At 71.7% G+C, this 23,742-nt stretch carries 19 protein-coding genes; 8 read left to right on the top strand and 11 right to left on the bottom strand.

Features of this window, described 5'->3' with window-relative positions:
- Positions 1–37: 37 nt before the first annotated feature.
- Positions 38–589 (bottom strand): GNAT family N-acetyltransferase, encoded by a 552-nt coding sequence (locus tag OG622_RS06300; RefSeq protein ID WP_371574006.1) that lies wholly within the window; start codon positions 587–589, stop codon positions 38–40.
- Positions 590–781: 192 nt separating this feature from the next.
- On the opposite strand from OG622_RS06300, the gene OG622_RS06305 reads away from it, so the two are divergent.
- The 4 genes from OG622_RS06305 (at position 782) to OG622_RS06320 (ending at position 2,957) form a co-directional block, all read left to right on the top strand.
- Positions 782–1,804, top strand: a complete 1,023-nt coding sequence (locus tag OG622_RS06305; RefSeq protein WP_371574007.1) for a Ppx/GppA family phosphatase — start codon at positions 782–784, stop codon at positions 1,802–1,804.
- Positions 1,805–1,831: 27 nt separating this feature from the next.
- Positions 1,832–2,017 carry a hypothetical protein gene (locus tag OG622_RS06310; protein ID WP_371574008.1) on the top strand — a complete coding sequence of 62 codons (186 nt, stop codon included), beginning with the start codon at positions 1,832–1,834 and terminating at the stop codon, positions 2,015–2,017.
- A gap of 188 nt (positions 2,018–2,205) precedes the next feature.
- Positions 2,206–2,667, top strand: a complete 462-nt coding sequence (locus tag OG622_RS06315; protein WP_371574009.1) for an anti-sigma factor antagonist — start codon at positions 2,206–2,208, stop codon at positions 2,665–2,667.
- A 98-nt stretch (positions 2,668–2,765) separates the two neighbouring features.
- A complete protein-coding gene (locus OG622_RS06320; RefSeq protein WP_338894533.1) occupies positions 2,766–2,957 on the top strand; it encodes a hypothetical protein in 192 nt (63 codons plus the stop codon).
- A gap of 196 nt (positions 2,958–3,153) precedes the next feature.
- Here OG622_RS06320 and OG622_RS06325 read toward each other — a convergent pair whose 3' ends face one another.
- Positions 3,154–3,588: a protease inhibitor gene (locus OG622_RS06325; RefSeq protein WP_371574010.1), complete on the bottom strand. Its 435-nt coding sequence runs from the start codon at positions 3,586–3,588 to the stop codon at positions 3,154–3,156.
- A gap of 682 nt (positions 3,589–4,270) precedes the next feature.
- Between OG622_RS06325 and OG622_RS06330 the strand changes: the two genes are divergently transcribed.
- Complete coding sequence (locus OG622_RS06330) at positions 4,271–5,437, top strand: lactate 2-monooxygenase (RefSeq protein ID WP_371574011.1); 1,167 nt, start codon at positions 4,271–4,273, stop codon at positions 5,435–5,437.
- A gap of 203 nt (positions 5,438–5,640) precedes the next feature.
- Here OG622_RS06330 and OG622_RS06335 read toward each other — a convergent pair whose 3' ends face one another.
- From OG622_RS06335 to OG622_RS06355, 5 genes are all read right to left on the bottom strand, one after another.
- Entirely contained in the window at positions 5,641–7,554 is a 1,914-nt protein-coding gene (locus OG622_RS06335; protein ID WP_371574012.1) for an RICIN domain-containing protein, read from the bottom strand.
- Between the two features lie 547 nt (positions 7,555–8,101).
- Entirely contained in the window at positions 8,102–8,479 is a 378-nt protein-coding gene (locus OG622_RS06340) for a toxin Doc (protein ID WP_371574013.1), read from the bottom strand.
- A 3-nt stretch (positions 8,480–8,482) separates the two neighbouring features.
- On the bottom strand, positions 8,483–8,728 hold the full coding sequence (locus OG622_RS06345) for a hypothetical protein (RefSeq protein WP_371574014.1): 246 nt from the start codon (positions 8,726–8,728) through the stop codon (positions 8,483–8,485).
- Positions 8,729–8,872: 144 nt separating this feature from the next.
- On the bottom strand, positions 8,873–11,116 hold the full coding sequence (locus OG622_RS06350) for a glycoside hydrolase family 9 protein (protein WP_371574015.1): 2,244 nt from the start codon (positions 11,114–11,116) through the stop codon (positions 8,873–8,875).
- Between the two features lie 195 nt (positions 11,117–11,311).
- The gene (locus OG622_RS06355) at positions 11,312–14,401 is read right to left on the bottom strand and encodes a glycoside hydrolase family 2 TIM barrel-domain containing protein (protein WP_371574016.1); all 3,090 of its coding nucleotides are present in this window, start codon (positions 14,399–14,401) and stop codon (positions 11,312–11,314) included.
- 261 nt (positions 14,402–14,662) lie between these two features.
- Here OG622_RS06355 and OG622_RS06360 point away from each other — a divergent pair, with 261 nt between their 5' ends.
- Both OG622_RS06360 and OG622_RS06365 read left to right on the top strand, forming a co-directional pair.
- Positions 14,663–17,077, top strand: a complete 2,415-nt coding sequence (locus tag OG622_RS06360; protein WP_371574017.1) for a SpoIIE family protein phosphatase — start codon at positions 14,663–14,665, stop codon at positions 17,075–17,077.
- A gap of 139 nt (positions 17,078–17,216) precedes the next feature.
- Positions 17,217–18,476, top strand: a complete 1,260-nt coding sequence (locus OG622_RS06365; RefSeq protein ID WP_371574018.1) for an SLC13 family permease — start codon at positions 17,217–17,219, stop codon at positions 18,474–18,476.
- Positions 18,477–18,506: 30 nt separating this feature from the next.
- On the opposite strand, the gene OG622_RS06370 is transcribed toward OG622_RS06365, so the two are convergent.
- The gene (locus OG622_RS06370; RefSeq protein WP_371574019.1) at positions 18,507–19,508 is read right to left on the bottom strand and encodes a helix-turn-helix domain-containing protein; all 1,002 of its coding nucleotides are present in this window, start codon (positions 19,506–19,508) and stop codon (positions 18,507–18,509) included.
- 64 nt (positions 19,509–19,572) lie between these two features.
- Here OG622_RS06370 and OG622_RS06375 point away from each other — a divergent pair, with 64 nt between their 5' ends.
- A complete protein-coding gene (locus OG622_RS06375) occupies positions 19,573–20,367 on the top strand; it encodes a phytanoyl-CoA dioxygenase family protein (RefSeq protein ID WP_371574020.1) in 795 nt (264 codons plus the stop codon).
- A gap of 19 nt (positions 20,368–20,386) precedes the next feature.
- Here the strand turns inward: OG622_RS06375 and OG622_RS06380 are convergent, their stop codons facing one another.
- The 3 genes from OG622_RS06380 to OG622_RS06390 all read right to left on the bottom strand — a co-directional run bounded on the left by OG622_RS06380 (position 20,387) and on the right by OG622_RS06390 (position 23,556).
- Complete coding sequence (locus OG622_RS06380; protein WP_371574021.1) at positions 20,387–21,052, bottom strand: response regulator; 666 nt, start codon at positions 21,050–21,052, stop codon at positions 20,387–20,389.
- The gene (locus tag OG622_RS06385; RefSeq protein WP_371574022.1) at positions 21,049–22,254 is read right to left on the bottom strand and encodes a sensor histidine kinase; all 1,206 of its coding nucleotides are present in this window, start codon (positions 22,252–22,254) and stop codon (positions 21,049–21,051) included. Before OG622_RS06385 ends, OG622_RS06380 begins: the two co-directional genes overlap by 4 nt.
- A 123-nt stretch (positions 22,255–22,377) precedes the next feature.
- Positions 22,378–23,556 carry an ABC transporter substrate-binding protein gene (locus tag OG622_RS06390; protein WP_371574023.1) on the bottom strand — a complete coding sequence of 393 codons (1,179 nt, stop codon included), beginning with the start codon at positions 23,554–23,556 and terminating at the stop codon, positions 22,378–22,380.
- Between the last annotated feature and the right edge of the window lie 186 nt (positions 23,557–23,742).

A 23,742-nucleotide genomic window follows, 5' to 3' on the forward strand; every position in this document is an offset into this window, starting at 1 on the left:
GGGAACGCGACGCAGCCTACATAGGAATGATTTTCATTTAACCGGCGAGGGTGCGGGCGGCCTCGGGCACCGGGATCTCGAAGTGCACGACCCGCTCTCCCGTCACCTCACGCTCGTCGCACACGGCCACGCCCCGCGAGCGCCAGAAGTCCTCGGCGCCGGGCACCCCGGGGTCGGTGTGGAGATAGACGGAGCGGTAACCCCCGTCGGCCGCCGCGAAGTCCAGCAGCGCGGCGACCAGCCGCCGGGCCAGCCCGCGCCGCCGGTGCTCGGCGCGCACATACACACGGCGCAGCTGGGCGGTCTCGCCGGAAGGGTAACGCTCGGCCAGCCAGCGGGGGTTGGGCGGATGGGCGGGACCCCGGGAGTCCAGGGCGCCGGTGGCGACGACCGTGCCGTCACGCTCGTCGACCGCCACCAGGAGCACATGCCGGTCGGGAGCGAGGTACGCGCCGCGCAGATCGATGATGTCCCCGTGCCAGCGCGGCACATAGCCCGTGCCGAAGTCGCGGTGGACGGTGTCGAGCATCACCGCGCGGGCGCTGTCGAGTTCGCCGGGCCCCGCCACCCTGATGTCGTAGTGATGCACCTGCACATCATATGCAATAAGGCTGATCATTTTGAACAGGGGTGCGACCGGCCGACCCCCCGCCGCGGGCGAGCGGCCGGCCCGTCCGCCGGGCGTGAGCGACGAGGCCCGGTCGGCCGGTAAACGACCATGAACCACCGGCCGTCGGGCGGGACACGCGTGCCGAGGCGGCCAACGGGTACTCCGTCGGTCATGCGGATGAGTGTGGTGGATGTGGGCTCGAAAACCGTAAGACTCGTGGTGGCGGACGCCGAGGGCGGTGTGCCGCTGCCGGTGCACACCGCCAAGTGGCGCATGCGACTGTCCGAGCAGGTGCCTCCCGGCGGTCACGTGCCCGACGAGGCCGTACGGCAGTTGTGCGACGCGGTCGCCGCCGCGGCCCGCACGGCGGAGCGATGGGGGGCGGCGACGCCCCTCGCGTTCGCGACCGCCGTGGTGCGCTCCGCGCCGAACTGCCAGGACGTACTGCGGGCCGTGCGCGCGGCGACCGGGGTACCGATCTGCACCCTGCCCGGCGAGGTGGAGGCCGAGCTCACCTTCCTCGGCGCGCGGCGGTGGATGGGCTGGCGGTCGGGGCCCCTCGCACTGCTGGACATCGGGGGCGGCTCACTGGAGGTGGCCTTCGGGCGGGGCCGGCTGCCGGACTTCGTGGCCTCGCTGCCGCTGGGCGCGAACCGGCTGACCCATGAGTTCTTCGACGGGCAGGACCCGCCGTCGCCGGAGAGCATCAAGGCGCTGCGGCGCAAGGTCCGCCATCAACTCCGGGACGTCTCCGCGCGCATCCGCTGGGAGGGGCCGCGCACCGCCGTGGCCACCTCGCGCACCTTCCAGCAGCTCTCCCGGCTGTGCGGATCCGCGCCGGGACGCCACGGGCCCTTCGTGCACAGGGAGTTGCGGTGCGCGGACCTGGGAGCCGCCATCACCCGCCTCGCCTCCCTCCCCGCTTCCGAGCGGTCCGCCCTCCCGGGCATCTCCGCGCCACGGGCGACGCAGAGCCTCGCCGGGGCGCTGGTCGGGCACACCACCATGAAGCTCGCCGGCCTGAAGGTCGTGACGATCTGTCCCTGGGCGATCCGCGAAGGCGTACTGCTGCGGCACATCGAGGACGGCCCGGCGTGGTGGTCGGAGGTGACGCGGGACGTCGAAGGCATCGGGTCGGCCGGTGCGAGCGCGGCGGGCCCCGTGCCCCTGCGCATCGCCGCACCGGCCCGCTGACCCCAACCCACCGAGAAGGAGCACCCCATGACCCACCAGGACGAGCGGAACCCGGACGACAAGCCCGACACAGCCCTCAACGAGATCCTTCACGAGGCGGAGCGGACCGAGACCCGCGTCACCGACTCCGAGCAGCGGCGCCGCCGCCGGGGCGAGGCGGGCGACGCGATCACGCCCAACGAGCGGGCACAGGAGGAGTCCCACCACGACTGACGGGCCCGAACGCCGGCGGGACAGCAACCCCTTGGATCGCACCGCCCAGCAATGTCAATACATGGAAGGGGGAATTCACCTTTTCGAGTGTTGTAGATCTTGCGCCAGTCGCGAAAGGGATGGCCGGCTCCGCGTCGGGGTAGCTAACGGGATCTAATGCGCCCTACCCCTGACAAGGTGGAGCCGCCATGACTCCGGATGCCCATGACCGTGCCGCCCCTCGGCCCGAGGGCGCGGCCACCGGGCCCGGCCCCGGGCCGGGGGCAGCAGCAGCGAACCCGTACGCCCGCACCCTGCGGATCGGCCCGTTCACCGTGATCGAGGTCTCGGGCGAGATCGACGTGGCGTCGGCGGGCCTCGTGGCCGAGCATCTGACGGCCGCCACCACCGGGCCCGCCGAGCCGGACGTGCTCGTCGACCTGCGGCACGTCTCCTTCTTCGACTGCTCGGGCCTGCGCGTGCTGTGCCGGGCGGAAGCCACGGCCGCGGCACGCGGCGGCCGGCTCCGTCTCGTCTCCGACCAGCCCCGGATGCACCGACTCCTGCGCGCCGCCCGGCTGCTGGGCCGCTTCCCGCCGCTCCCGGACCTTCCTCCCGTTCCCCCTCCGTCACCCCCGCCACCGCCCCCGCAACGGCCAAGTCTCAAGTAGCAGTTCAATGAAACGATTGAAGGACCTGCGGCAGGCACACTCCGTTCCGGCCGACGCCGGCACGGAATCCGAGCGATACAGAAGTGGAGACGCCTGAAGTGAAGTTCCTTCTCGAAGTCGACCTGGACGGCACGGACTGGGACGAGGGCACCACCGTCCAGGAACTGGAGCGCATCCTGCGCTACTGGGGCGGCAACCTCCGGCACTGCGAGATCGAACCCGGGGACGGCCAGCCTCTGTACGACTCCGGTCACCAGGAGGTCGGTCGGTGGACCGTCACCTCCGAATGACCGGCTGAGAGTTCCCGGCAGGTGATGCCGGGGGCCGGCCGCGGCCCCACTCCGCTTCGGCCGGCCCCCGGACGGGATCGCGTGACACACCGCGACAGGGCTCGCGCTCCCCAGCCACGTGCCCTCGCTCATCACTCACGGGATCACGCAACCCCGGTCTGTCGGCCGCCCGAAGCGGCCTCGTCCACGGAAACGCTCAGAAGGCGTACAGGACGCTCGCGGCGGAGTCCTTCAGGCACTCGTTGGCGAAGACGCGCTCGTGCGCGACGCGCTTGCCCTGCCAGACACCGTGCACGGTGACGACCACCGGGTCGTACTGCTTGCTGCACATCACCCCGGCCCGGCCGGCCAGGGCGCCGAAGTCGCCGCCGCTGCGGCGCAGTTCGGCGCAGGCGTCCACAGCCGCCGGATGCGTGCCGGAGGCCTTCGGCGCACAGGTCAGGGTGACCGCGCGCTCGGGGGTGACGGCGGCCGCGGTCTCGCCGTGGCCCATGGTCAGGACCAGGGCCGAGGGGGCGTAGAGCCCCGACGCGGCGGGCTCGGGGGCAGCGAGCGCGGAGCCCGTGAGGGGACCGCAGACGGCGGTGGCCGTCAGGGTGAGAGTCGCTGCCCAACGCGCGGTCTTCGGCATGGTGTGCATCCTTCCGCTCTGCAGGAGTGCCCGGACGGCCCCGTCACATCTGTCGCGTGTACGGAGCCTGCCCGGACGGTGCCGGATCGGCGAGCGCGAGTCTGCCGGGTCCTGGCCCGGAGCACACATCGACCCCACCGGTTTCAGTAACTTTGAGTGTTGAATCAGTGGCTCGAAGTCACGGAGTTCGACCATGCGAACCCCGATTCTGAGCGGTTCTCGATCGCTCCATGATCATGAATGGCCGGATCTCCACGGCTGAGCAATCGGCCTGAAACATTCCGATTCCGCTCGCGACAACCGCCCGAACGGCCCCCGCCCGAACGGGAACGGTGGATGATTCATCCACTTCGATTCCGGAGAATGGATGAAGCACCCTCTGCTTCTGCTCGACGCGCATCCTTGACGTCACCCCCCTGCGCGGCTGGTACGCCCCCGAGGCATTTCAGACCTTTGCCCCCGTCAGCGCGGCGGGCACGGGCGACGTCGACAGCAGCGTTCCGTGGTCCGGCCGTGTCGGCGGTCCCGTTCCTCATCTGCTCGGCCTGTTCCCCCGGTACGCCGAACTCAGGACTCCGGCCGTGCGCGTGTCCGTGTACACGGCTCTGGACGGCGCCCGCCGGGCTCGTCAGGATCGTCGACGACGCGGGGCGTTCTCGACGGTGAGGGGCAGGACGGACGGATGGCGAAGCACTGGGCGGACTTCCAGTACGAGATCTACCTGGGCGGGATGGGCGGGGCCGTGCCACGGCTGCCCACCGATCTGACCCGGCTCGAGGAGCTGGCCGAGCACCGGCTCGGTGCGGGGCCGGTCGGTTATGTGGCGGGCAGCGCGGGGGACGGCAGCACGGCGCGCGCCAACCGGACGGCGCTGGAGCGGCACCGGATCGTGCCACGGCTGCTGCGAGACGTGAGCGAACGCGACCTGTCCGTCGAGGTACTGGGCCGTGCGCTGCCCGCGCCGGTGGCGCTCGCCCCGGTGGGCGTGCTGTCGATCGTGCACCCGGAGGCGGAGTCGGCGGCCGCGCGGGCCGCCGCCGCGCAGGGAGTGCCGTACATCATGTCCTCGGCGTCCAGCACTCCCATGGAGCAGGTCGCGGAGGTGCTGGGCGACGCGGAGCGCTGGTTCCAGCTGTACTGGGCGAAGGACCGTGAGGTCACCCGGAGCTTCCTGGAACGGGCGAAGGCCTCGGGGTACTCGGTGCTCGTCGTCACCCTGGACACGCCGTTGCTCGGCTGGCGGCCGCGTGATCTGGAGCGGGCGTACCTGCCGTTCCTGCACGGCGTGGGCACCGCCAACTACTTCTCCGACCCGGCGTTCCTGGCGGGTCTCGCCAAGCCGGTCCACGAGGACCCGAACGCGGCGGTGCTGCACTTCGCGGGCATGTTCGGGGACCCCGGCAAGACGTGGCCCGACCTGGCGTTCCTGCGCGAGCACTGGGACGGGCCGATCGTGTTGAAGGGCGTCCTGCACCCGGACGACGCCCGGCTCGCCGCGGACGCCGGGATGGACGGGGTGGTCGTGTCCAACCACGGCGGCCGGCAGGTGGCCGGCGGGGTCGCGGCGGCCGACGCGCTGCCGCGTGTGGCCCGAGCGGTCGGCGAGCGGATGACCGTGCTCTTCGACAGCGGCGTGCGCACCGGTGACGACGTCTTCAAGGCAATGGCGCTCGGGGCGGATGCCGTGCTTCTCGGCCGGCCCTATGTCTACGGTCTCGCCCTCGACGGCCGGGCGGGCGTGGAGCATGTGATCCGTTGCCTGCTCGCCGAGTTCGACCTCACGCTCGCGTTGTCCGGCCATCGCACACCGGCCTCGATCGACCGTGACAGCCTCGTCGGTGACGCCTGACAGCCGTTGCGCGCCCGCCGCCCGCCCCCGTCCCTCCCCCTCCCCCGCTCCCGACTTCGCTCTGGCGGCAGGTGCCTCCATCCAGGGGCTGCACCCCTTCGCCCCCTGCGGTGAGCCGTCGCGTGAGTCGTCGTCCGGGGGCAGGTGGGGCTTCTCTCGCGGGTTCCCCGCACGAACCGCACCCGCCGCCCCCCGTCCTCCTCCTACAGACCGAGTCCCGTCAGAAGGTTCGGGATGTCGACAGACGTCAGGGGCAGCACCGGACCGGAACCGAAGCCGGAGCCGGAACCGGAGCCGAAGCCGGAACCGGAGCCGAAGCCGGAGCCGGAGCCGGAGCCGGAGCCGGTGGCGGACTCCCCACCGGTATCCGTGCTCGTGTCGTCGCCCACCGAGAGGATCGATCCGCCCTGTCCGGCCTCCGGGGAGGCGCTCGGCTCGGCGGAACCGGACCGTTCCGCTCCCGGGGCCGGGGAGGCGTCGTCCGCGTCCGGCTTCCGGGAGACCGGCTCGGTCTCCGGTGTGGGCGCCTCGGAGCCGGAGACGGAGAGGGACTCGGGGCTGGCGATCACGCCGTCGGTGAGCCAGCGCTGCCGGCCGGAGTGGTCCCGGGCCTTGACGACGATGTCGGCCCCGGCGTCCGTGCCGATGGGGGCGACGGCGAGACCCTCGCCCCAGCGGGGCAGCAACTCGCCCTGCACGGTGAGGTCGTAGCGCACGTCGTCACCGCGCTTGGAGTGCTCGTCGGCGCACGTGCCGAGGACGACGACACCGGCGTCCACCTGGGAGTCCAGGCACAGCTCGGGGTTGGCGACACTGCGCACGAGGCCGTCCTCCTCGTAGGACCACTTCTGGGTCCAGCCGGAGTCGCACACCGCGAGTTCCGTCGAGGCGCCCTTCTCGGCCTTGCCGCCGTGGATGTCGAGGCACAGGTCGGCGGCCTGGTTGCGCAGCCGGGTCTGCTGGGGTGCCGCGGACCGTCCGGTCATGGCGGGCGGGGTCGGCGAGCCGGTGTCGGTGGTGGTGTCGTTGCCGGTGTCCGGAGCCGTGGCGACGCCTCCGGTGGCGCTGGTGGAGGCGGTGGGATCGGCTCCGCCGCCGTCGTCCGAGAGGAACGTGGCGCCCAGGATGGCCGCGATCAGTGCGCCCGAGGAGACGCCGACGGTGATCAGGGCCCTGGGGTTGCGTGCTCCGGAGGTGATCCGGCGACGCTGCTCGGGGATCTGGGAGAGCAGGCGGTGCCGGCCGCCGTTCCCCGGACGTCTCGTGTTCCCCTTCTGCGGCATGCGGCCGGGCCGGGAGTCGAGATAGCGCCGGGCGCCCCAGCCGAGTACGGCCTCGGCGATGACCCCGCCCAGCCCGCCCTCGAAATGGCTGAGTTGCTCGGCGGCGTAACGGCAGTAGCGGCACTCCAGCAGGTGCTGCTGCACATCGGGCAGCAGGGCGCCGCCGCGGCGAATCGGCACGTCCAGCAGCCGGTTGTAGAAGCGGCAGTCCTTGGACGGTGCGAGTTCCCGATGGGCGCGGACACAGCCCTCCCGGAATTTGTCGCGCGCCTGCTCCAGCGTGGCCGTCGCGCTGTCGGCGTCCAGCCCCAGCAGACCAGTGGGTATGGTTATCATTTCGGCTTCGACTTCGGTGTGCCACAGCAGGCACTGGGCGACCGCCGGAAGTGCCTGGAAAGAGCGCTCGATGAGCTTGCGATTTTCGGGCGTCATGGACTTCGCCGCCCGCATCCCGCGCCCGCCGGCGGGCTTCCTCAGGTCCGGCAGCACATGGGAGACACCGCCTTCCGCGGACCACTCCTTGACCGTGTCACGCGCGGCCACCAGCAGCCGGGGCCGCAGGGCGACGCCCGACTCGCCCCGCATCAGCCCGTCGAGCACCCGGTGGAAGGCGGTCGCGGTCACCATCGAGGCGACACTGGACTGGGTGGCGAGACAGATGACGGCGTAGTCGTACGTCGACTGCCAGTGGCGTGCCATCAGCAGGGCGACGGGGTCGCCGGTGCCACCTTCCGGCCAGCCTCTCAGCCGGGCGGCGAGAGTCTCGTCGGACTCTCCGGGGACCGGGCCGGGAGCGGGCGGATACGTGGGGCGGGGAGGGTGGGAGGTGTGCACAGAGGGGGTTCCTTCCAAGGCACAAGATGGCACACGGAGTTGTGGCCGCCGAAAAGGGCCCTGGATTGGTGCGTACCTTTTTGGCGGGCGCCGGGAAAGCGGCCGGGGACCGAGCCGCACGATGGCTGTGTTCCTTGAGCCTTTTGGGCCCTTCGGCGACCGCAAAAGCCAAATGGCCTTTCCGGCCGGGCCATTGCCCCTGCGCAGGAAGTTCACCCTTGCACAAGTTACTCATGGCTAACAAGGCACTCGTGCAACATCCGCATCACTAAAAGCAGGTCAGATGACCGGTACCAATGCTTCCGCTTCGCAGAACGAACCCTTCCGCTTCCCTTGAATACTCAAGGCTTCAAGCACCCCGTGTGAATCGTACGCACATCCCGGCGGCCCGCGCACGCTCCCGGCGCACCGATGGTCCGTTGTTCAATCGAGACGGCCAACTCGGAAGGCCCCGCGCGGAACGGCGGCTCTCCCGCGCGAAACGGGCCGCCGACCTTGATCCTCCCGCCCTCGGTCGGCGGCCCCGGGGACGGGTGTTCCCGGCCAGTCAGATCTGCCAGGACCGCAGCCGGTCCGCGGCCCCGTAGATGTCCGTCGTCCCGGAGATCAGATCGCGCGCGAGGTCCACGAGGGCCCCGTACGGCGGGTTGATGCCGACACCGCTGACGAACATGTACGCCACGGCTGTCGCGCAGGCGAAGCGGACGTTGGCGGCCGGCAGGGGCTTGAGCATCGCGAGGGTGTGCAGCAGCGCGGCGGCCCGCCAGGCCGGGTCGGAGTCGACACCGAGGCGCGGCGGGTCGACGCGGTGCCGGGCCACAGCCGCGACGAGCGCGGAGAAGTCGTTGATGCTGGGCTGCTCGGGCATGACCTCTTCGTGCCGCTGGAGCAGCCAGGGCACGTCGATGTGGATGACGGAAGCCATCGGTCAGACGGCCCGCCCTTTCATCTTGGCGGCGGGTTCGTCGTCCGGGAAGGCGGCGGCGAACTCGTCGGCGTGCGCGGTGAAGAATCGGCGGAAGGCCTCCGCGCCCTCCTTCAGCGCCCGGTGTCGCACTATGTCGGCCGCGGCCGCCTCGCGCACGAGCGCCTTCATCGACGTACCGCGCTCCTTGGCGATCTGCCGCAGGTCCTCTAGCTCGCGGTCGCTGAACTCCACATTCAGAGCTGGCATGCGCCAACGTTACCTCGCGGGTACTTACTCGTAAATAGTCGCAGGTCACAGGGCATGACCTGCGGTACCGCAGCCGTGCGGCCGACGCCCGTTCCCAGGCGTCGGCCGCACGAGGTCACACGGTCACACGGTCACGCGGAGGAATCAGGTCTGGTCCGCGACGAACGACGCCATGCGCGCCAGCGCCGCGTTCCAGTTGATCGTGTGTTCGTTGGTCGACCAGGACTGGATGTCGTCGATGTAGCAGAACTGACCGACGCAGCCCTGCAGTTTGCTCTGCGCGTAGGGGTCCTGGATGGACGAGTTCGGGCCGCCCGCGAGGGTGCCGGCCGGCGGGTTGGGCTGGTCCGGGTCGAGTTGGTGGGCGTACCAGCGGCTGTGCTGGTTGCGGGCGTCGACCTCGCCGTAGCCGGTGACGTAGGAGATGTTGAGGGCGTTGCGGCCGAAGAGGTAGTCCATGCTCTGCAGCGCGCCCTCGCGGTACTTGGCCGCCCCGCTGATGTCGTACGCCGTGGCGACGACGACCGCGTTGTTGAGGATCTGGTGGTTGGAGCCCCAGTCGTAGAGGTTGCTGTCGGGCGCGTACGGCATGCCGTACGGCTGGGCCTTCAGCGTGGCCAGGTAGCGGTCGGCGGCCTTGAGCACGGACTGACGGACCTTGTCGCGGCCGGGCAGCCCGTTCGGCACGGTCGCGAGGTCGAGGCGGCCCGCGGCGGCCGTGCGGGCCCAGTCGAAGCCGACGGGACCGAAGATGTCGGCGGTGTGCACCGGCGAGGCGAGGACGTACTCCTGGAACGCCTTCTCACCGGTGGTCAGGTACAGCTGGGCGGCCGCCCAGTAGAACTCGTCGGTGACGTTGCTGTCGGAGTAGGTGCCGCCGCCGATGCCGTCGCTCTCCGAGGCGTGGACCGCCGGATGTTCCCGGGCCGCGGCCCAGGCCGTGCGGGCCGCGTCGAGCGCCTTCGCGGCGAAGGCGCGGTCGTAGGGGCGGTAGAGGCGGGCCGCCTGTGCGGCGGTGGCGGCCAGGTTCAGGGTGGCCGCGGTGCTCGGCGGGTGCAGTTCGCGCTTCTGCGGGTCGTCGGCGGGCATCAGCGGCAGGCCGGTCCACTGCTCGTCGTGGATCTTGTGGTGGACCATGCCGGCGAGCGGCTGCCCCTTGGGCACCTGCATCTTGAGCATGAAGTCCAGCTGCCAGCGGACCTCGTCCAGCAGGTCCGGCACCTTGTTGCCGCTCTCCGGGATGTTCAGCGAACCGTCCCCGAGCCTCTCGGACTTCCCGGTACGGGCGTGCAGGGAGCGCTCGTACGTGCTCAGCACCTCCCAGGTGGAGATGCCGCCGTTGACGACGTACTTGCCGTGGTCGCCGGCGTCGTACCAGCCGCCGGTGACGTCGAGCGTGTAGTCGCAGACACCGGGCTGGCAGGGCACGTTCCCGTCGCCCCGGTTGGGTGCGACATCGACATGGCCTGCGGCACGGCCGTAACCGGGGCGCAGTTCGTCGCTGATCGGGGTGCCGCTGCGCTGGGTGTAGTAGTACTTCAGCGAGTCGAGCCGCAGCCGTTCGTAGGCGCTCGGGTCGATGTCGAAGGGGCGGCTGGTCTCGCCGTCGACGACCAGCGTGAAGCCGGTGCCGCGCTTGCGGTACGCGCCGAAGTCGATCGAGTGGACGTTCTGCCCGGAGGAGGCGTCGAGGCCGCGCGGGGTGGTCTGCCCGTGGGCGACCACGGCACCCGACGCGTTCCTCACCTTCCAGGGCAGCTTCGCCGTGGCGTCGGTGACCAGGGTGGCGTTCTTCGGCCCGGCGGGCAGATAGGCGACCTGGTTGACGCGCACCCGGGGCCCGGTGTCGGGCTCGTACACCTCCGGCGGCACCCCGCCGAGCAGCGACACGTCGTCCGTGCAGAAGGTGAACGGGGCGGCGTTGCCGCCGACCTGGAAGCCGACCTGGGCCTGCGTGGTGTCGACGGGCGAGGTGAAGGTGTACGAGTAGGAGTCGCCCGAGACGTTCAGCTGCGGGCTCACCTCGAAGTAGGTGTCGTACGGGGCCACCGACAGGCCGACGATGGCCCGCAGGATGTTGCCCTGGGGTGTGCCGGACGCGGAGAACCGGAACCGGTACGACTCGCCCTTGACGAGGGTGATGTCGTTCTGGCCGACGGCGGCGTCCCAGCGGTTGGCGGTGCCGCCGGGGATGTCGGCGCAGAGGTGGCCGTCGGTGAGTCCCGCGGTGACGTTGCCGGTCGTCCACCAGGGGGCGGTGGTGGTGTCGAAGGTGCCGTTCCTGACCTGTTCGACCTCCTCTGCCTGGGCCGGGCCGGTGGGCAGCGCGGTGAGCGCCGCCGCGAGGAGGGCCGTAAGGGCGAGCAGGGTGGTTCTGCGTCGTTTCACGTCTGGGCTCCTCGGGGGAGGTGGGGGCGCACAGCGGTGACGGATGGATGGCGCGTGGGACGACAGGGCATGGGAGCGCTCCCAGATGCGGTCGCTGGCCATGCTGTTAGAGACATGACAGATCGTCAACGGTCCGGACGGGACTGGTTCCTTCCTGATCTCCCGTCCGGAGCGAAGTGGCGTCCTTCCACGCGGTCAGACCGCGAGAACGTCCAGTCTGCTGATCCGCACCGCGCCGCGCGCCTCGCCCGGATGGCGGCTCGTCAGTGTGAGCCGGACACGGGTACCGCGCAGCGGGGCGAACGTGATCGCCGTGGGGGCGTCGGACGTCGTGGCCCAGTCGACCTTCGTACCCTCGGCGGGAACGTACCGTCGGCCGTCCCACACCTCGACGCCGACGGCCTCGGGCAGTGTGTGCCCCGCGTCGACGGTGAAGGAGACCTCGACCCGGCCGACCGTCCCGGCCCGCCCCCAGTCGACCGACACCCAGTCCTCGGGCCGAGCTCCGCCGAACGCGGGCAGCAGGGCGGTGGCCGCCTTGAGGAAGGCGTTGGACCAGCCGGTGGCGGGATCGCCGTCGAGCATGGCGGCGGGCAGGGTGTCCGGGCGGCCCGAGTAGCTGGCGTCGGCGAAGGGGTGGTCGGCGGCGGCTGGGTGATCCGGCTCGAACTCGGCGGCCGGTGTCGTCGCCCCGCCGCGCGCCCAGGCGGCCCGGACGCCGACCTTCCCGGTCCGCAGGCCCTCTGCCCGCGCCGTCACCGTGACCGTGCCCGGCTCGACCCCGGCCCGGACGATCGCGAGGGCCTTGCCGCCGAACGCGGTCCGGGTGGTGGCCTGGTAGCGCTCGGCGCTCTCCTCGCGGCCGTTGTCGAGTCCGGCGAGGGAGCCTCCCCGTACGTCGAAGGAGATCAGTTGCTCGGCGTCGGGCACCACCACGCCCCGGGCGTCGACGATCTCGGCGGTGACGAAGGCCAGTGAACGTCCGTCCGCCCTCAGGGACTTGCGGTCGGCGGTCAGGCGCACGGTGTGCGGCGCACCGGCCGTGCGCAGGACGTCGGTGGCGACGGTCCTGCCGTTCCGGCGTGCCACGGCCTTCAGTTCGCCCGGCGCGTACGGCACCTGCCAGGTGAGGTGGAGCTTGCCCGCGCTGCCGTTGGGGCTGGTGTAGCTGCCGGGGTACGGGCCGCCGGTGAAGGTCTTGTCATCTCCTGTCGCCTCGGTGGTCTCCAGGTAGGGGCGTCCGTCGACGGTCTTCTTCTCGTCGAACTTCCGTGTCCCGAGCGACTTTCCGTTGAGGAACAGCTCGACGGTGTCGACATTGGAGTAGGCCCACACCTCGACGGTGTCGCCCTTGTCGTGGTTCCAGGTCATCGGCAGCAGATGGACCATCGGCCGGCTGATCCACTGGCTCTGGAACAGGTAGTACATGTCCTTCGGGAAGCCGGCCGTGTCGACCGCGCCGAAGAAGGAGGCCTTCACCGGGAAGACGTCGTACGGCGTGGGTTCGCCGATGTAGTCGATGCCCGACCAGAGGAACTGGCCGGCGAACCACTTCCGGTCGCGGTCCTTCTTGTGCCCGTACTCGCCGCTCATGGTCCAGGAGGCGAGGTTGTTGTCGTAGGACGAGACGCCCCGCTTGCCGGGGGTGTGGTTCTCGCCGGTGTTGAGATGCTTCGGCTCCTGGTAGACGCCTCTCGTCGAGGTCTCCGAGGACGACTCCGACTCGAAGAGGAACAGGTTCGGGTAGCGGGCGTGCAGGGCGTCCACCGACCTGGCGGTGTTGTAGTTGAGGCCGAGGCCGTCGAGCTTGGCCAGGATCAGGTCACCCGGGGTACCGGGGGCGGGGACGCTGCGGTGGCGGTGGGAGCCGATGACGACGGGGCGGGTGTCGTCGGCGGCCTTGACGGCGGCGATCAGCCGGTCCGCCATGGCGAGGCCGGAGGTGGAGGTGAACTCGGAGATCTCGTTGCCGATCGACCACAGGAGGACGGCGGGCGAGTTGCGGGCCGCGAGCACCATCTCGGTGACGTCGCGGTCGGCCCACTCGTCGAAGAAACGGCCGTAGTCGTAGCGGGTCTTGGGGCTCCTCCAGCAGTCGAAGGCCTCGACCATCATCACGATGCCCAGTTCCTCGCAGACCTCGATCATCTCCGGCGAGGGCGGGTTGTGCGAGGTGCGGAAGGCGTTGACGCCCATCGACTTCATGATCGTCATCTGTCGGCGGATCGCGTCGGCGCTGACGGCGGCGCCGAGCGCGCCCAGGTCGTGGTGGAGATCGACGCCCTTGATCTTGTGGTGGGTGCCGTTGAGGTGGAAGCCCTCGTCCGGGTCGAAGCGGAAGCTGCGGATACCGAAGGGCGTGCGATGGGTGTCGGTCGTTCTGCCGCCGACGCGCAGCTCGGTCCTGAGGGTGTAGCGGTGCGGGGCCGCGAAGTCCCACATCCTGGGTTCGGGGACGGTGAGTTCGTGGGTCTCGGTCGCCGTGCCGGTGACGGCCACCGTGGAGGAGGCACGGGCGACCGTGCGGCCGCGCGGGTCGACGACGCGGGAGACGACCTCCACGTCCGCCGCGGCGCCGGAGGCGTTCACCACGGAGGTCCGTACGCGGACGAGGGCGCGCTCCTCGGTGATGTCCGGCGTGGTGATGTGGGTGCCCCAGCGCGCCACGTGCACCGGCTCGGTGACGACGAGGCGGGCCTCGCGGTAGATGCCGCTGCCGGAGTACCAGCGGCTGCTGGGCAGCCGGTTCTGGACCTTGACCGCGATGACGTTCTCGGTGGTGCCGTCGGTGTGCAGCAGGTCGGTGAGGTCGAGGGCGAAGCCGGTGTAGCCGTAGGGGTGGTGGCCGACCTCGGTGCCGTTGCAGAAGACGTACGAGTCCATGTAGACGCCGTCGAACTCGACGGAGATCCGCTTCCCCGCGAGGGCGGGTGGCAGCGTGAACGTGTTGCGGTACCAGCCGAGGCCGCCGGGGAAGAAGCCGGTGCCGCTGGTCGTGCCGTACCGGGTGGTCGGGGCGAGTTCGATGCTCCAGTCGTGCGGGACGGCGACCTGACGCCAGCCGGAGTCGTCGAAGCCGGGTTCGGCGGCGTCGGCGTACTCGCCGGTCGGGTCGGTGAGGCCACCCGGGTCGACGAGGGCGAAGCGCCAGCCGTCCCGGAGCGGGACGGCCCGGCCGGCGGACGAGGATCTCGCCCGGGGCGCGGCGGACGCGGTGCCCGCCAGCGCTCCCACCATCGGGGCGGAGGTGCCCGCGACGATTAAGGACCTGCGCGTGACGTTCATGGTGTTTCCCTTCGTCGTACGTGCGGGTCGACGTTCCTGGAGCCGAGAAGCGCGAGGCCCCACAAGCAATCACAAGTGATCGTGACCAAACAGAATCTGACGAAGCGCCCCAGAGACGTCAAGAGCCCCTCGCGTCACTCGACGAACACCGGCGCGACAGATCGCACGGAGGTGCGGTTTCCCGTCCGCTTTTCCGGCGGAACGCATAGGCTGGATTTCACCCGTAAGCCCGTTCGGTCCGGCGAAATGGAACTCGCGACGATGAGGAGCCGCAAGGTAACGCACGGCGACATCCCTGCGTATGCCCTGGACGGTGCCGCCACGGCGCGGGCGGCCATGGACGGCGACGGCACGGTCGTCGAGTGGAACGAAGGCGCGAGACGCCTGCTGGGCTGGCCCGCGGCCGACGTCGTGGGCCGCCCCGCCGAGGAGCTGCTGGCCCCGGGGGGCTCTCTCCGGGCGCCCCAGCCTGGCAGCCTCAACTGGAGCGGCACGCTCGCGTTGCGTCACCACGACGGCCGGACGGTGACCGCGTGGCTGCTCGCCCACCGCCGTAACTCGAAGGACGGCGACGGCAGCGGCGGCTGGCTGGTTCTCTGTCCCCTGGACGATCCCGGCCCGCTGGTGCGGGACGATCCGCTGGCGGCGGCGATCATGGTCCAGTCGCCGTGCGCCATGGCGGTCTTCGACGACCGGCTCAGACTGCGCGGCATCAACGACGTGATGGCGGACGCCGTGGGGATGGGGGAGGAGAACCTCCGGGGGCTGCACATGTCCGAGATCGTGGGCGGCCGGCAGGGCGAGAAGCTGGAGCGGCACCTGCGCGAGGTGCTCGCCCAGGGCCGCCGCAAGGACGTGCAGACCTTCCTGCGGGCCGCCGACGAGAACCGCGCCCACGCCTGGTCGGCGGCGATCGCCCCGCTGACCGACGACTCCGGGGTGCCGATCGGGGTGTGTGTCACCGGGCACGACATCACCGAGCAGTACCTGGCCCGACAGCGGCTGCAGCTGGTGAACGAGGCGAGCATCCGCATCGGGACCACGCTCGACGTCCAGCGCACCGCCCAGGAGCTGGCGGATGTGTGCGTCCCGGTCCTCGCCGACTTCGTCAGCGTCGACCTCATGCAGTCGATCGACCACGGCGACGAACCGCACGAGGGCCCGCTCTCCCCGCCGTTCACCCTGCGCCGCACCGCCCACCAGTCGGTCACCCCGGGCTGCCCCGAGGCGGTGGTCGAGGTGGGCCGGACGGACGTCTACCCGGCCACCTCCCCGCAGGCGGCGTCCCTGTCGGTCGGCCACACGATCGTGGCGACCGACCCGGCGAACACGCTGTCGGACTGGCTCTCCTGGGACCCGATACGCGGCGCGCGGGTCAAGGAGCTGGGCGTCCACACCACCATGTCGGTGCCGATCCGGGCCCGGGGCACCACCCTCGGGGTGGCGGTCCTGACCCGCTTCCAGCGGCTCGACCCGTACACCGCCGACGACGAGCTGCTGGCCGAGGAGGTGACGGCCCGGGCCGCCGTCTGTATCGACAACGCCCGCCGCTACTCCCGCGAACGCGAGACCGCCCTCGCCCTGCAGCGCAGCCTGCTCCCCCAGACCCTCCCCCGCATGCCCGCACTGGAGGCGGCCTCCCGGTACCTTCCGGCGGCGCAGGCCGGGGTCGGCGGCGACTGGTTCGACGTCATCCCGCTCTCCGGGATGCGGGTCGCCATGGTGGTCGGCGACGTCGTCGGCCACGGCATCCAGGCCTCCGCCACCATGGGCCGCCTGCGGACCGCCGTACGCACCCTCGCCGACGTCGACCTCGCCCCCGACGAGCTGCTCACCCACCTCGACGACCTCGTCGTACGGCTGTCCGCGGAGGCCGGCAGCGACGGCGTGACCGGTGAGGTGGGTGCCACCTGCCTGTACGCCGTCTACGACCCTGTGACCCGCCGCTGCACCTTCGCCCGTGCCGGGCATCCGCCGCCGGTCGTGCTGGACCCGGACGGGCGGCCCATGGAGGTGCACGTGCCGTCAGGACAGCCCCTGGGCCTGGGCGGACTGCCCTTCGAGTCCGCCGAACTCGAACTGCCCGAGGGCACCGTCATCGCCCTCTACACCGACGGCCTGATCGAGACCCGGGACCGGGACATCGACACCGGGCAGCAGCTGCTGGCCGAGGCGCTGTCCGGCCGCAGCGGTTCCCTGGACGACATCTGCGAGGACGTCATCCACTCCCTGCTGCCCGCGAACGGCGCCCCCGACGACGTGGCCCTGCTGCTTGCCCGTACGCGCGGGCTCCAGGCGGCACAGGTCGCGACCTGGTCCATACCGGCCGACCCGGCGTTCGTCGCCCGCACCCGCCAGTACGTGCTGACGCAGATGGCGCTCTGGGGCATCAGCGAGTCGGCCTTCACGGCGGAGCTGGTGGTGAGCGAGCTGGTCACCAACGCGATCCGGCACGGCGTCCCGCCGATCCAGCTGCGCCTGATCCACGACGACACCACGCTGATCTGCGAGGTGTCGGACGGCAGCGGCACCGCCCCGCATCTGCGTCGGGCCAAGACCTTCGACGAGGGCGGGCGCGGCCTGCTGCTGGTGGCCCAGCTGACCCAGCGGTGGGGCAGCCGGCACACCGAGGACGGCAAGACGATCTGGGCGGAGCTGACACTCTCCGAGGAGTGAGAGGGGCCGCGTCGTGAGGCTTCACCGCGGGGAGTGAGATGGGCCTCATCGCAGGGTCGTACAGGCGTTCGTCGGGCGCTACCGGACAGCTGTAGGGTGCACCGGTCCCCGCGCCGCCGAACGTCCCGAAAGCCCTGCCGTGAACACCGCCCTCGCCGAGGTCCTGTCCGTCGTCCTGCTCGTCGTCGTCCTCGGCTGCGCGGTCGCCCGCCCGTTCGGACTGCCGGAGGCGGTGGTCGCGGTCCCGGCCGCCGGGATCACGGTCGCCGCCGGTGCCGTCTCCCTCGACCACGCCCGCGCCGAGGCCGAACTGCTGGGCCCGGTGCTCGGCTTCCTGGCCGCCGTGCTCGTGCTGGCCAGGCTCTGCGACGACGAGGGGCTCTTCCGGGCGTGCGGGGCGTGGATGGCGCGCGCCTCGGCGGGACGGCCCCGGCACCTGCTGGGCTCGACGTTCGCGCTGGCCTCCGGCATCACGGCGGTGCTCAGCCTGGACGCGACGGTCGTGCTGCTCACCCCGGTGGTGTTCGCGACCGTGGCCCGGCTGGGCGCCCGCCCCAAGCCGCATGTGTACGCCACCGCGCATCTGTCGAACACGGCCTCGCTGCTGCTGCCCGTGTCCAACCTCACCAACCTGCTGGCGTTCACGGCGAGCGGGCTGACCTTCACCCGGTTCGCGCTGCTGATGGCGGCACCCTGGGCGGTGGCCGTGGCCGCCGAGTACGTGGTGTTCCGCCGGTTCTTCGCAGCCGACCTGGACGCCCGGACACCACCCGTCGAAGAGTCCGTCGAGGCGCCCGAGCTGCCGATGTTCGCGCTGGTCACGGTGGTGTGCACGCTCGCCGGGTTCGTGGTGACGTCCGCGCTCGGGATCGAGCCCGTGTGGGCGGCGCTGGCCGGGGCCGTGGTGCTGTCGGTCCGCGCGCTCGTCCGCCGCACCACCGCCCCGGTCGCGCTGCTGCGGTCCGTCTCGCTGCCCTTCCTCGCGTTCGTGCTGGCGCTGGGCATCGTGGTCCGTGCGGTGGTCGACAACGGCCTCGCCGACGCACTCGGCCGTGTGATGCCCTCAGGCACCGGACTGCTCGCCCTCCTCGGTGTCGCCGCCCTCGCCGCCCTCCTCTCCAACGTCATCAACAACCTGCCCGCGGTCCTCGTCCTGGTGCCCCTGGCCGCCCCGCTCGGCACGGGCGCCGTCCTCGCCGTGCTCCTCGGCGTCAACATCGGCCCGAACCTCACCTACGCCGGTTCCCTGGCCACCCTCCTCTGGCGCCGTATCGTCCACCAGCACGAGCACGACGTGGACCTGGGCGAGTTCACCCGCCTCGGCCTCCTCACCGTCCCGGCGGCGCTGCTCTCCTCGGTGGTGGCGCTGTGGCTGTCGCTGCTCGCCTTCGGGGGCTGAGCCGACCGGCCGCGCCGGCGAGAGGCTCCGTCAGTCGCGGTCCCGCAGCCCCTGCCGGTACTCCCCCGGCGGCACCCCGTAGCGCTGTCGGAACACCCGGCTGAAGTGGAACGGGCTGCCGAACCCGGAGGCGGCGGCCACGCGCTCCACGGGCAGTTCGGTGGCCTCCAGGAGGCGGGCGGCGTGGCGGAGGCGGGCGTGGCGGAGGGCACGCATGGGGGAGTGGCCGAGTTGCTCGGTGAAGAGGTGCGCGAAGCGGGACGGGGAGAGGGAGACGCACTCGGCGAGGGAACGGACCGTGTGCGGGGCTCCGGGGTCGGCGGCGATCAGGTCCTCCGCCCGGCGGATCCTCGGGTCCGCCCCCGACCGGCGCGGCTCGGACCGGGCGGCGGTGAGCAGCACGACCTCCTCCAGGGAGCACAGGGCGAGTTCGCGGGCCGCCGTGCCGTGCGCCACGGCGACCTCACCGCCGGGAGGGGCGGCCCTGGGCGCCGGCGGTGTGCCGTCCCCGACCGGCGTGGCGGTGCCGGACGCCGGCGGTGTGTGCCCGCCGCCCGGCGTGGCGGCATCGAGTTCCGGCGGGGTGCCCTCGCCGGTCCAGCGGGCGTCGGCGAGCATCCGGCGGAAGGCCGCGTCGACACGGTCGCGGGTGCCGCCGGGGGCCGACGGCACGGCGTACAGCCGGTCGCCGGTCCCGTACGGGCGCAGCCAGGCCGTCCAGGACGCCCGTGGCTGGCAGTGCACCCACCAGAACGCCCAGTGCCCGGCGCCGGGCCGGACCGTGTAGTGCTGCGGCACCCCCGGACCGAGGACCACCAGGTCGCCCGGGGCCGCCGCTGTCTCCGCCGTGCCCTGCCGCAGCAGGCCGCCGCCGCCCGTGGTCCAGGTGAACAGCCAGCTGTCCGCGCCGCGCGGCCGGTTCACGGCGTACGGCGGCAGCTGGTCGAATCGCCCGATGATCACCTGGCCGGGCGGCGGCGACGGGTCCGCCCGCGCAGCAGTTCCAGGCACGTCGTCAGCACGCACAGGCATCCTCCCGAAAGGCGCTCGGACCTAGCGTGGAGCACGGTCGACGACGGAGGGAAGGGACGCGCGGATGACAGTCACAGGCAAGACGGAGTTCGAGGAGAACGGCTATCTGGTGGTGCGGGGGCTGTTCCCGCCCGCCGAGATCGAGGAGCTGTGCGACCGGTTCGCGGCCCTGCGGGAGGGCGGCCCGATCCCGGGGCACTTCCAGCCCCGCCCTCCCGCGGCGGACGGCCCGGCCGACCCGCTGCACGTCCACCCCCGGGTGATGCACCCGCACCGCATCGACGAACTGTCGCTGCGGGTGCTCCTCGACGCGCGGCTGCGGGACATCCTCGAAGGGCTGCTGGGTGAGGAGGTCCTGGCCGCGCAGAGCATGTTCTACTTCAAGCCGCCGGGCGCCCGGGGGCAGGCGCTGCACCAGGACAACTTCTATCTGCGGGTCGAACCGGGCACGTGTGTGGCGGCGTGGATCGCCTGCGATGTGATCGACCGCGCCAACGGCGGTCTGGAGGTCGTGCCGGGGACGCACCGCATGGATCTCTTCTGCCCGGAGGAGGCGGACGCGGAGGTGTCCTTCGTCCGTGAGTACGTTCCGCCGCCGCCCGGTCTGGCCTCCGTGCCCGTCGACATGGCCCCGGGGGACGTCCTGTTCTTCAACGGCAGCCTCGTCCACGGCTCCCAGCCCAACCGCACCACCGACCGTTTCCGGCGTTCCTTCATCGGCCACTACGTGGGCCGTTCGACCGAACGCATCGGCCGCTACTACGACGTGCTGACGATGAGCGGCGCCCCGGTGCCCCTGGCGGAGAGCGAGGGGGCGGGCCCGTGCGGCACGGAGTTCGAGCCGCTGGGCGCCCACTGACCAGAACGTGCCTGCCGGGTCAGCCCAGTTCGAGCAGCCCCCGCCGGACCGCCTCGGACACCGTGCTCGCCCGGTTCTCGGTGCCGAGCTTGCGGTAGACGCGGACCAGGTGCGTCTTGATCGTGGCCTCGGTGAGGTGGAGGGAGGCGGCGATGGCACGGTTGCTGTGGCCCAGCGCCAGCAGCCGTACGACCTCGATCTCCCGGCCGCTCAGGGCGGTGCCCGGATCGGCCAGGTGACCGGCGAGGTGTCCGGCGGCCTCCGGGGCGAGTCCCATGCCGCCGGCCGCCGCGGCACGCACGGCCCGGAACAGTTCCTCGGGCGGGCCCGCCTTGAGGATGTAGCCCCGGGCGCCGGCCTCCATGGCCCGTACGACGTCGCCCTGGGTGCCGGAGCTGGTGAGGACGACGACCCGGCTGCCGGGGGTCCCGGCGGTGATCCGCCGGGTCGCGTCGAGGCCGTTGACCCGGGTGCCGGGGGTCGTGTCGTCGGTCAGCCGGAGGTCCATCAGCACGACGTCGGGGCCGAGCCGCGCGGCGAGCCGTACGGCCTCCTCGCCGTCACCGGTCTCCCCGACGACGTCGAAGCCGGGTTCGCCGGTGAGGAGGGCGCGCAGCCCGGCCCGTACGACGACGTGGTCGTCCACGATCAGGACGCGCAGCGGGGTGCCGGTCGGGTCGTTCACCGGTTGCCCGCCGGACCGGCCAGGGCGAGGGCGGCGCCCACGGGAAGGCTGGCGCGGGCCAGGGTGCCGCGGCCGGGTGCGCTGCGGACGGTGAGCGAGCCGCCGAGGGCGTCCAGGCGCTCCCGGCCGCCGGTCAGGCCGAGCCCCCGGTCGCAGGGCATCGCCGTCGCCGCCCTCGGGTCGAAGCCCAAGCCGTCGTCCCGTACCTCGACCGTGACGGTCGTGTCGTCGCGGTGGTCGAGGGTGACCCAGACGTGCCGGGCGCGGGCGTGCTCACAGGCGTTGGCCAGCAGACCCTGGGCGACGCGGAGCAGGGCGGCGGCCCGGTCGGCGGTCAGGTCGCCCGGCTCGCCCTCGGTGCGGAACAGCACCCGTGAGGGCGTGGCCGTGTCGCGGGCGCAGAGGGTGCGCAGCGCGGTGGTGAGGTCGTCGTGCTGCAGGGCGGGCGGGGTGAGGTCGCTGATGATGGTGCGGGTCTCCGCGAGGTTGGCGCCGAGCGCGTCCACGACCGTACGGACCTGGGTCCTGGCGAGGTCGGGGCGGCGGTCCCAGTCGCGGTCGGCGGCCTGGAGGAGCATGCGGCTGCCGGCGAGTTCCTGGGCGAGTGTGTCGTGCAGGTCGCGGGCGATCCGGGCGCGCTCGGCGAGCCGGCCGGCCTCGCGCTGACCCTGCGCCAACTCGGCCCGGGTGCACCGCAGTTCGCCGAGGAGTCGCTGTTGCGTGCGGTAGAGGGCGACCGTGGCCCAGAGCGCGGCGGCCGGCGGGACGACCAGTTCGGGGTGGAGGGTCCCGGAGGTCCGGGCGGTCAACAGGACGAGCAGCACGGTGATCACGCCGACGACGGTGACCGCCGTGCGGCCCGTGAACATGCGCAGGGCGAGGATCGCCAGGGGGAGCGCCAGCCAGGTGTAGGCGGTGGCGGTCGGGGCCGGCATCTCCCAGGAGGCCCGGCACCACAGCGTCAGCAGCGTGCCGAGCCAGAGGGGGCCCCACCGCCCCAGCCGGTCCCACAGGGCGAGCCCGCCCACGTATCCGACCGCCAACAGGGTGATGAGCGGGACCAGTTCCCAGCACAGGGCCGAGTTCAGGTCGACGAGGCGGACGACTCCGCCGATGACGACGGTCAGGAACAGCAGGTCCGGCAGCCGTCGCGGCGACAGTGGACCTCGGTGGACTAAGGCGGGGGCGGCGAAGGCGGGCACGGCGGCGATTCCCTCTGCGACGGTCCGGACGGGCACGGGGCTGGCGGGGCCAGCCGAGTGTAGACAGGGACACGTGTGACCGGGGTAAAGGAATGCGCGTACCCGCCGTGACCGGCGGGGTGGTTACCGCCCGGGGTGCAGGCCCAGGAAGCCCGGCGTCGGGTCGCCCTTGACCTCGCCGAAGTAGAGGGCGAAGGTCTGCTTCCAGCGCTCGACCTGGGCGCGGTCCTCCATGAATCGGGGGAAACCGTCGAGGTGCGCGTTGCGGTAGGTCCAGATGGGCTTCAGGCCGCCGGCGGGGGTGACGTCCGTGCGGACGGACCAGCCGTTGAAGGTGGCCTGCTGACGTTCGGTGGACAGCGCCCAGTTGAGGTACAGCTTGGCGGCGGTGGGATTGGCGGCCTTCTTGAGGATCGCGGCGCGCTGGCCCCAGGCCATGAAGGGGTGCCCGTCGGCCACGGCGAAGCGGGTCGCGGCGGTCGGAGGCGCGGTCAGCGAGCCGGACCCGCCGACGCCGACGGCCTTCTGCCTGCCGTTGACCGCGACACCAGGGGTGTGCGAACCACGGTTGAACTGCGGCTTCTGCGCGGCGAACTTCGCGATCCAGTCCCAGCCGTACGCCTCCTGGTAGAGGGAGAAGAGGTAGAGCACCGCGTCGTCGTCGTGCGGGTAGGAGGAGGCGATGGCGTCCTTCCAGCGCGGGTCGACCAGCTCGTACGGCGACTTGGGCGCGTCACCGGCGACGGCGTCGACGCCGTACATGTAGCTGAAGGCGATGACGGCGACGGCCGTCCAGGCGCCCTGCGGGTCGCGGAAGTCCTTGTACAGCTTGGAGAAACCGGCGGCCCTGTACGGCAGCAGCTTGCCCTGGCTCTTCCAGCGGGTGAAGTCCTGCAGTGTCTGGAGCTGGACGAGGTCGGGGACCAGGGTGTCGGTCGCCAGCTGGTTGTCGACGCGGACGTCGTGGTACTTGCTGTAGTCCACGACCATCGTCAGGTCGATGTCAGGGAAGCGCGTGCGGAACGCCTGGGCCGTGGAGTTCCCTTGGGTGGCGGTGTCGCCGCCCGCGTAGATCACGAGCCTGCCGCCCTCGGCGACCGCGTCACGGTACAGCTCGTCGATCGAGCGGGTCTCCTCCGGGCCCGACGCCGCCGTACGGGAGCCGGCCGCCGACGCGGTGGCCGCCGACGCGGTGGCGGCCGACGCGGTGGCGGCCTGTGCGGCGCCGGTCGCGACGAGCCCGCCGAGCGCGGCGCCCGCTCCGGTGGTGAGAATGCGTCGCCTGCTGAAACTGCTGGCCATGTGGGGGAAGGTCCTTCCAGGGCTTGACTCGTACGGCGCTGCCGCTGCGGCGGCACCGTAAGTCTGTGATCGACGGCGTCCGCCGCGCGTCGCCCGGAAGCCGCTGACGCGTTCAATCGTTCGGTTGAACGGACCTCATCCGTCACAGGTCGATCACCTCGTACCGCTCTCGCCCGATGCCCCGGT

Origin of the sequence: Streptomyces sp. NBC_01314 (genome assembly GCF_041435215.1) — a bacterium.
Taxonomy (GTDB): Bacteria; Actinomycetota; Actinomycetes; order Streptomycetales; family Streptomycetaceae; genus Streptomyces.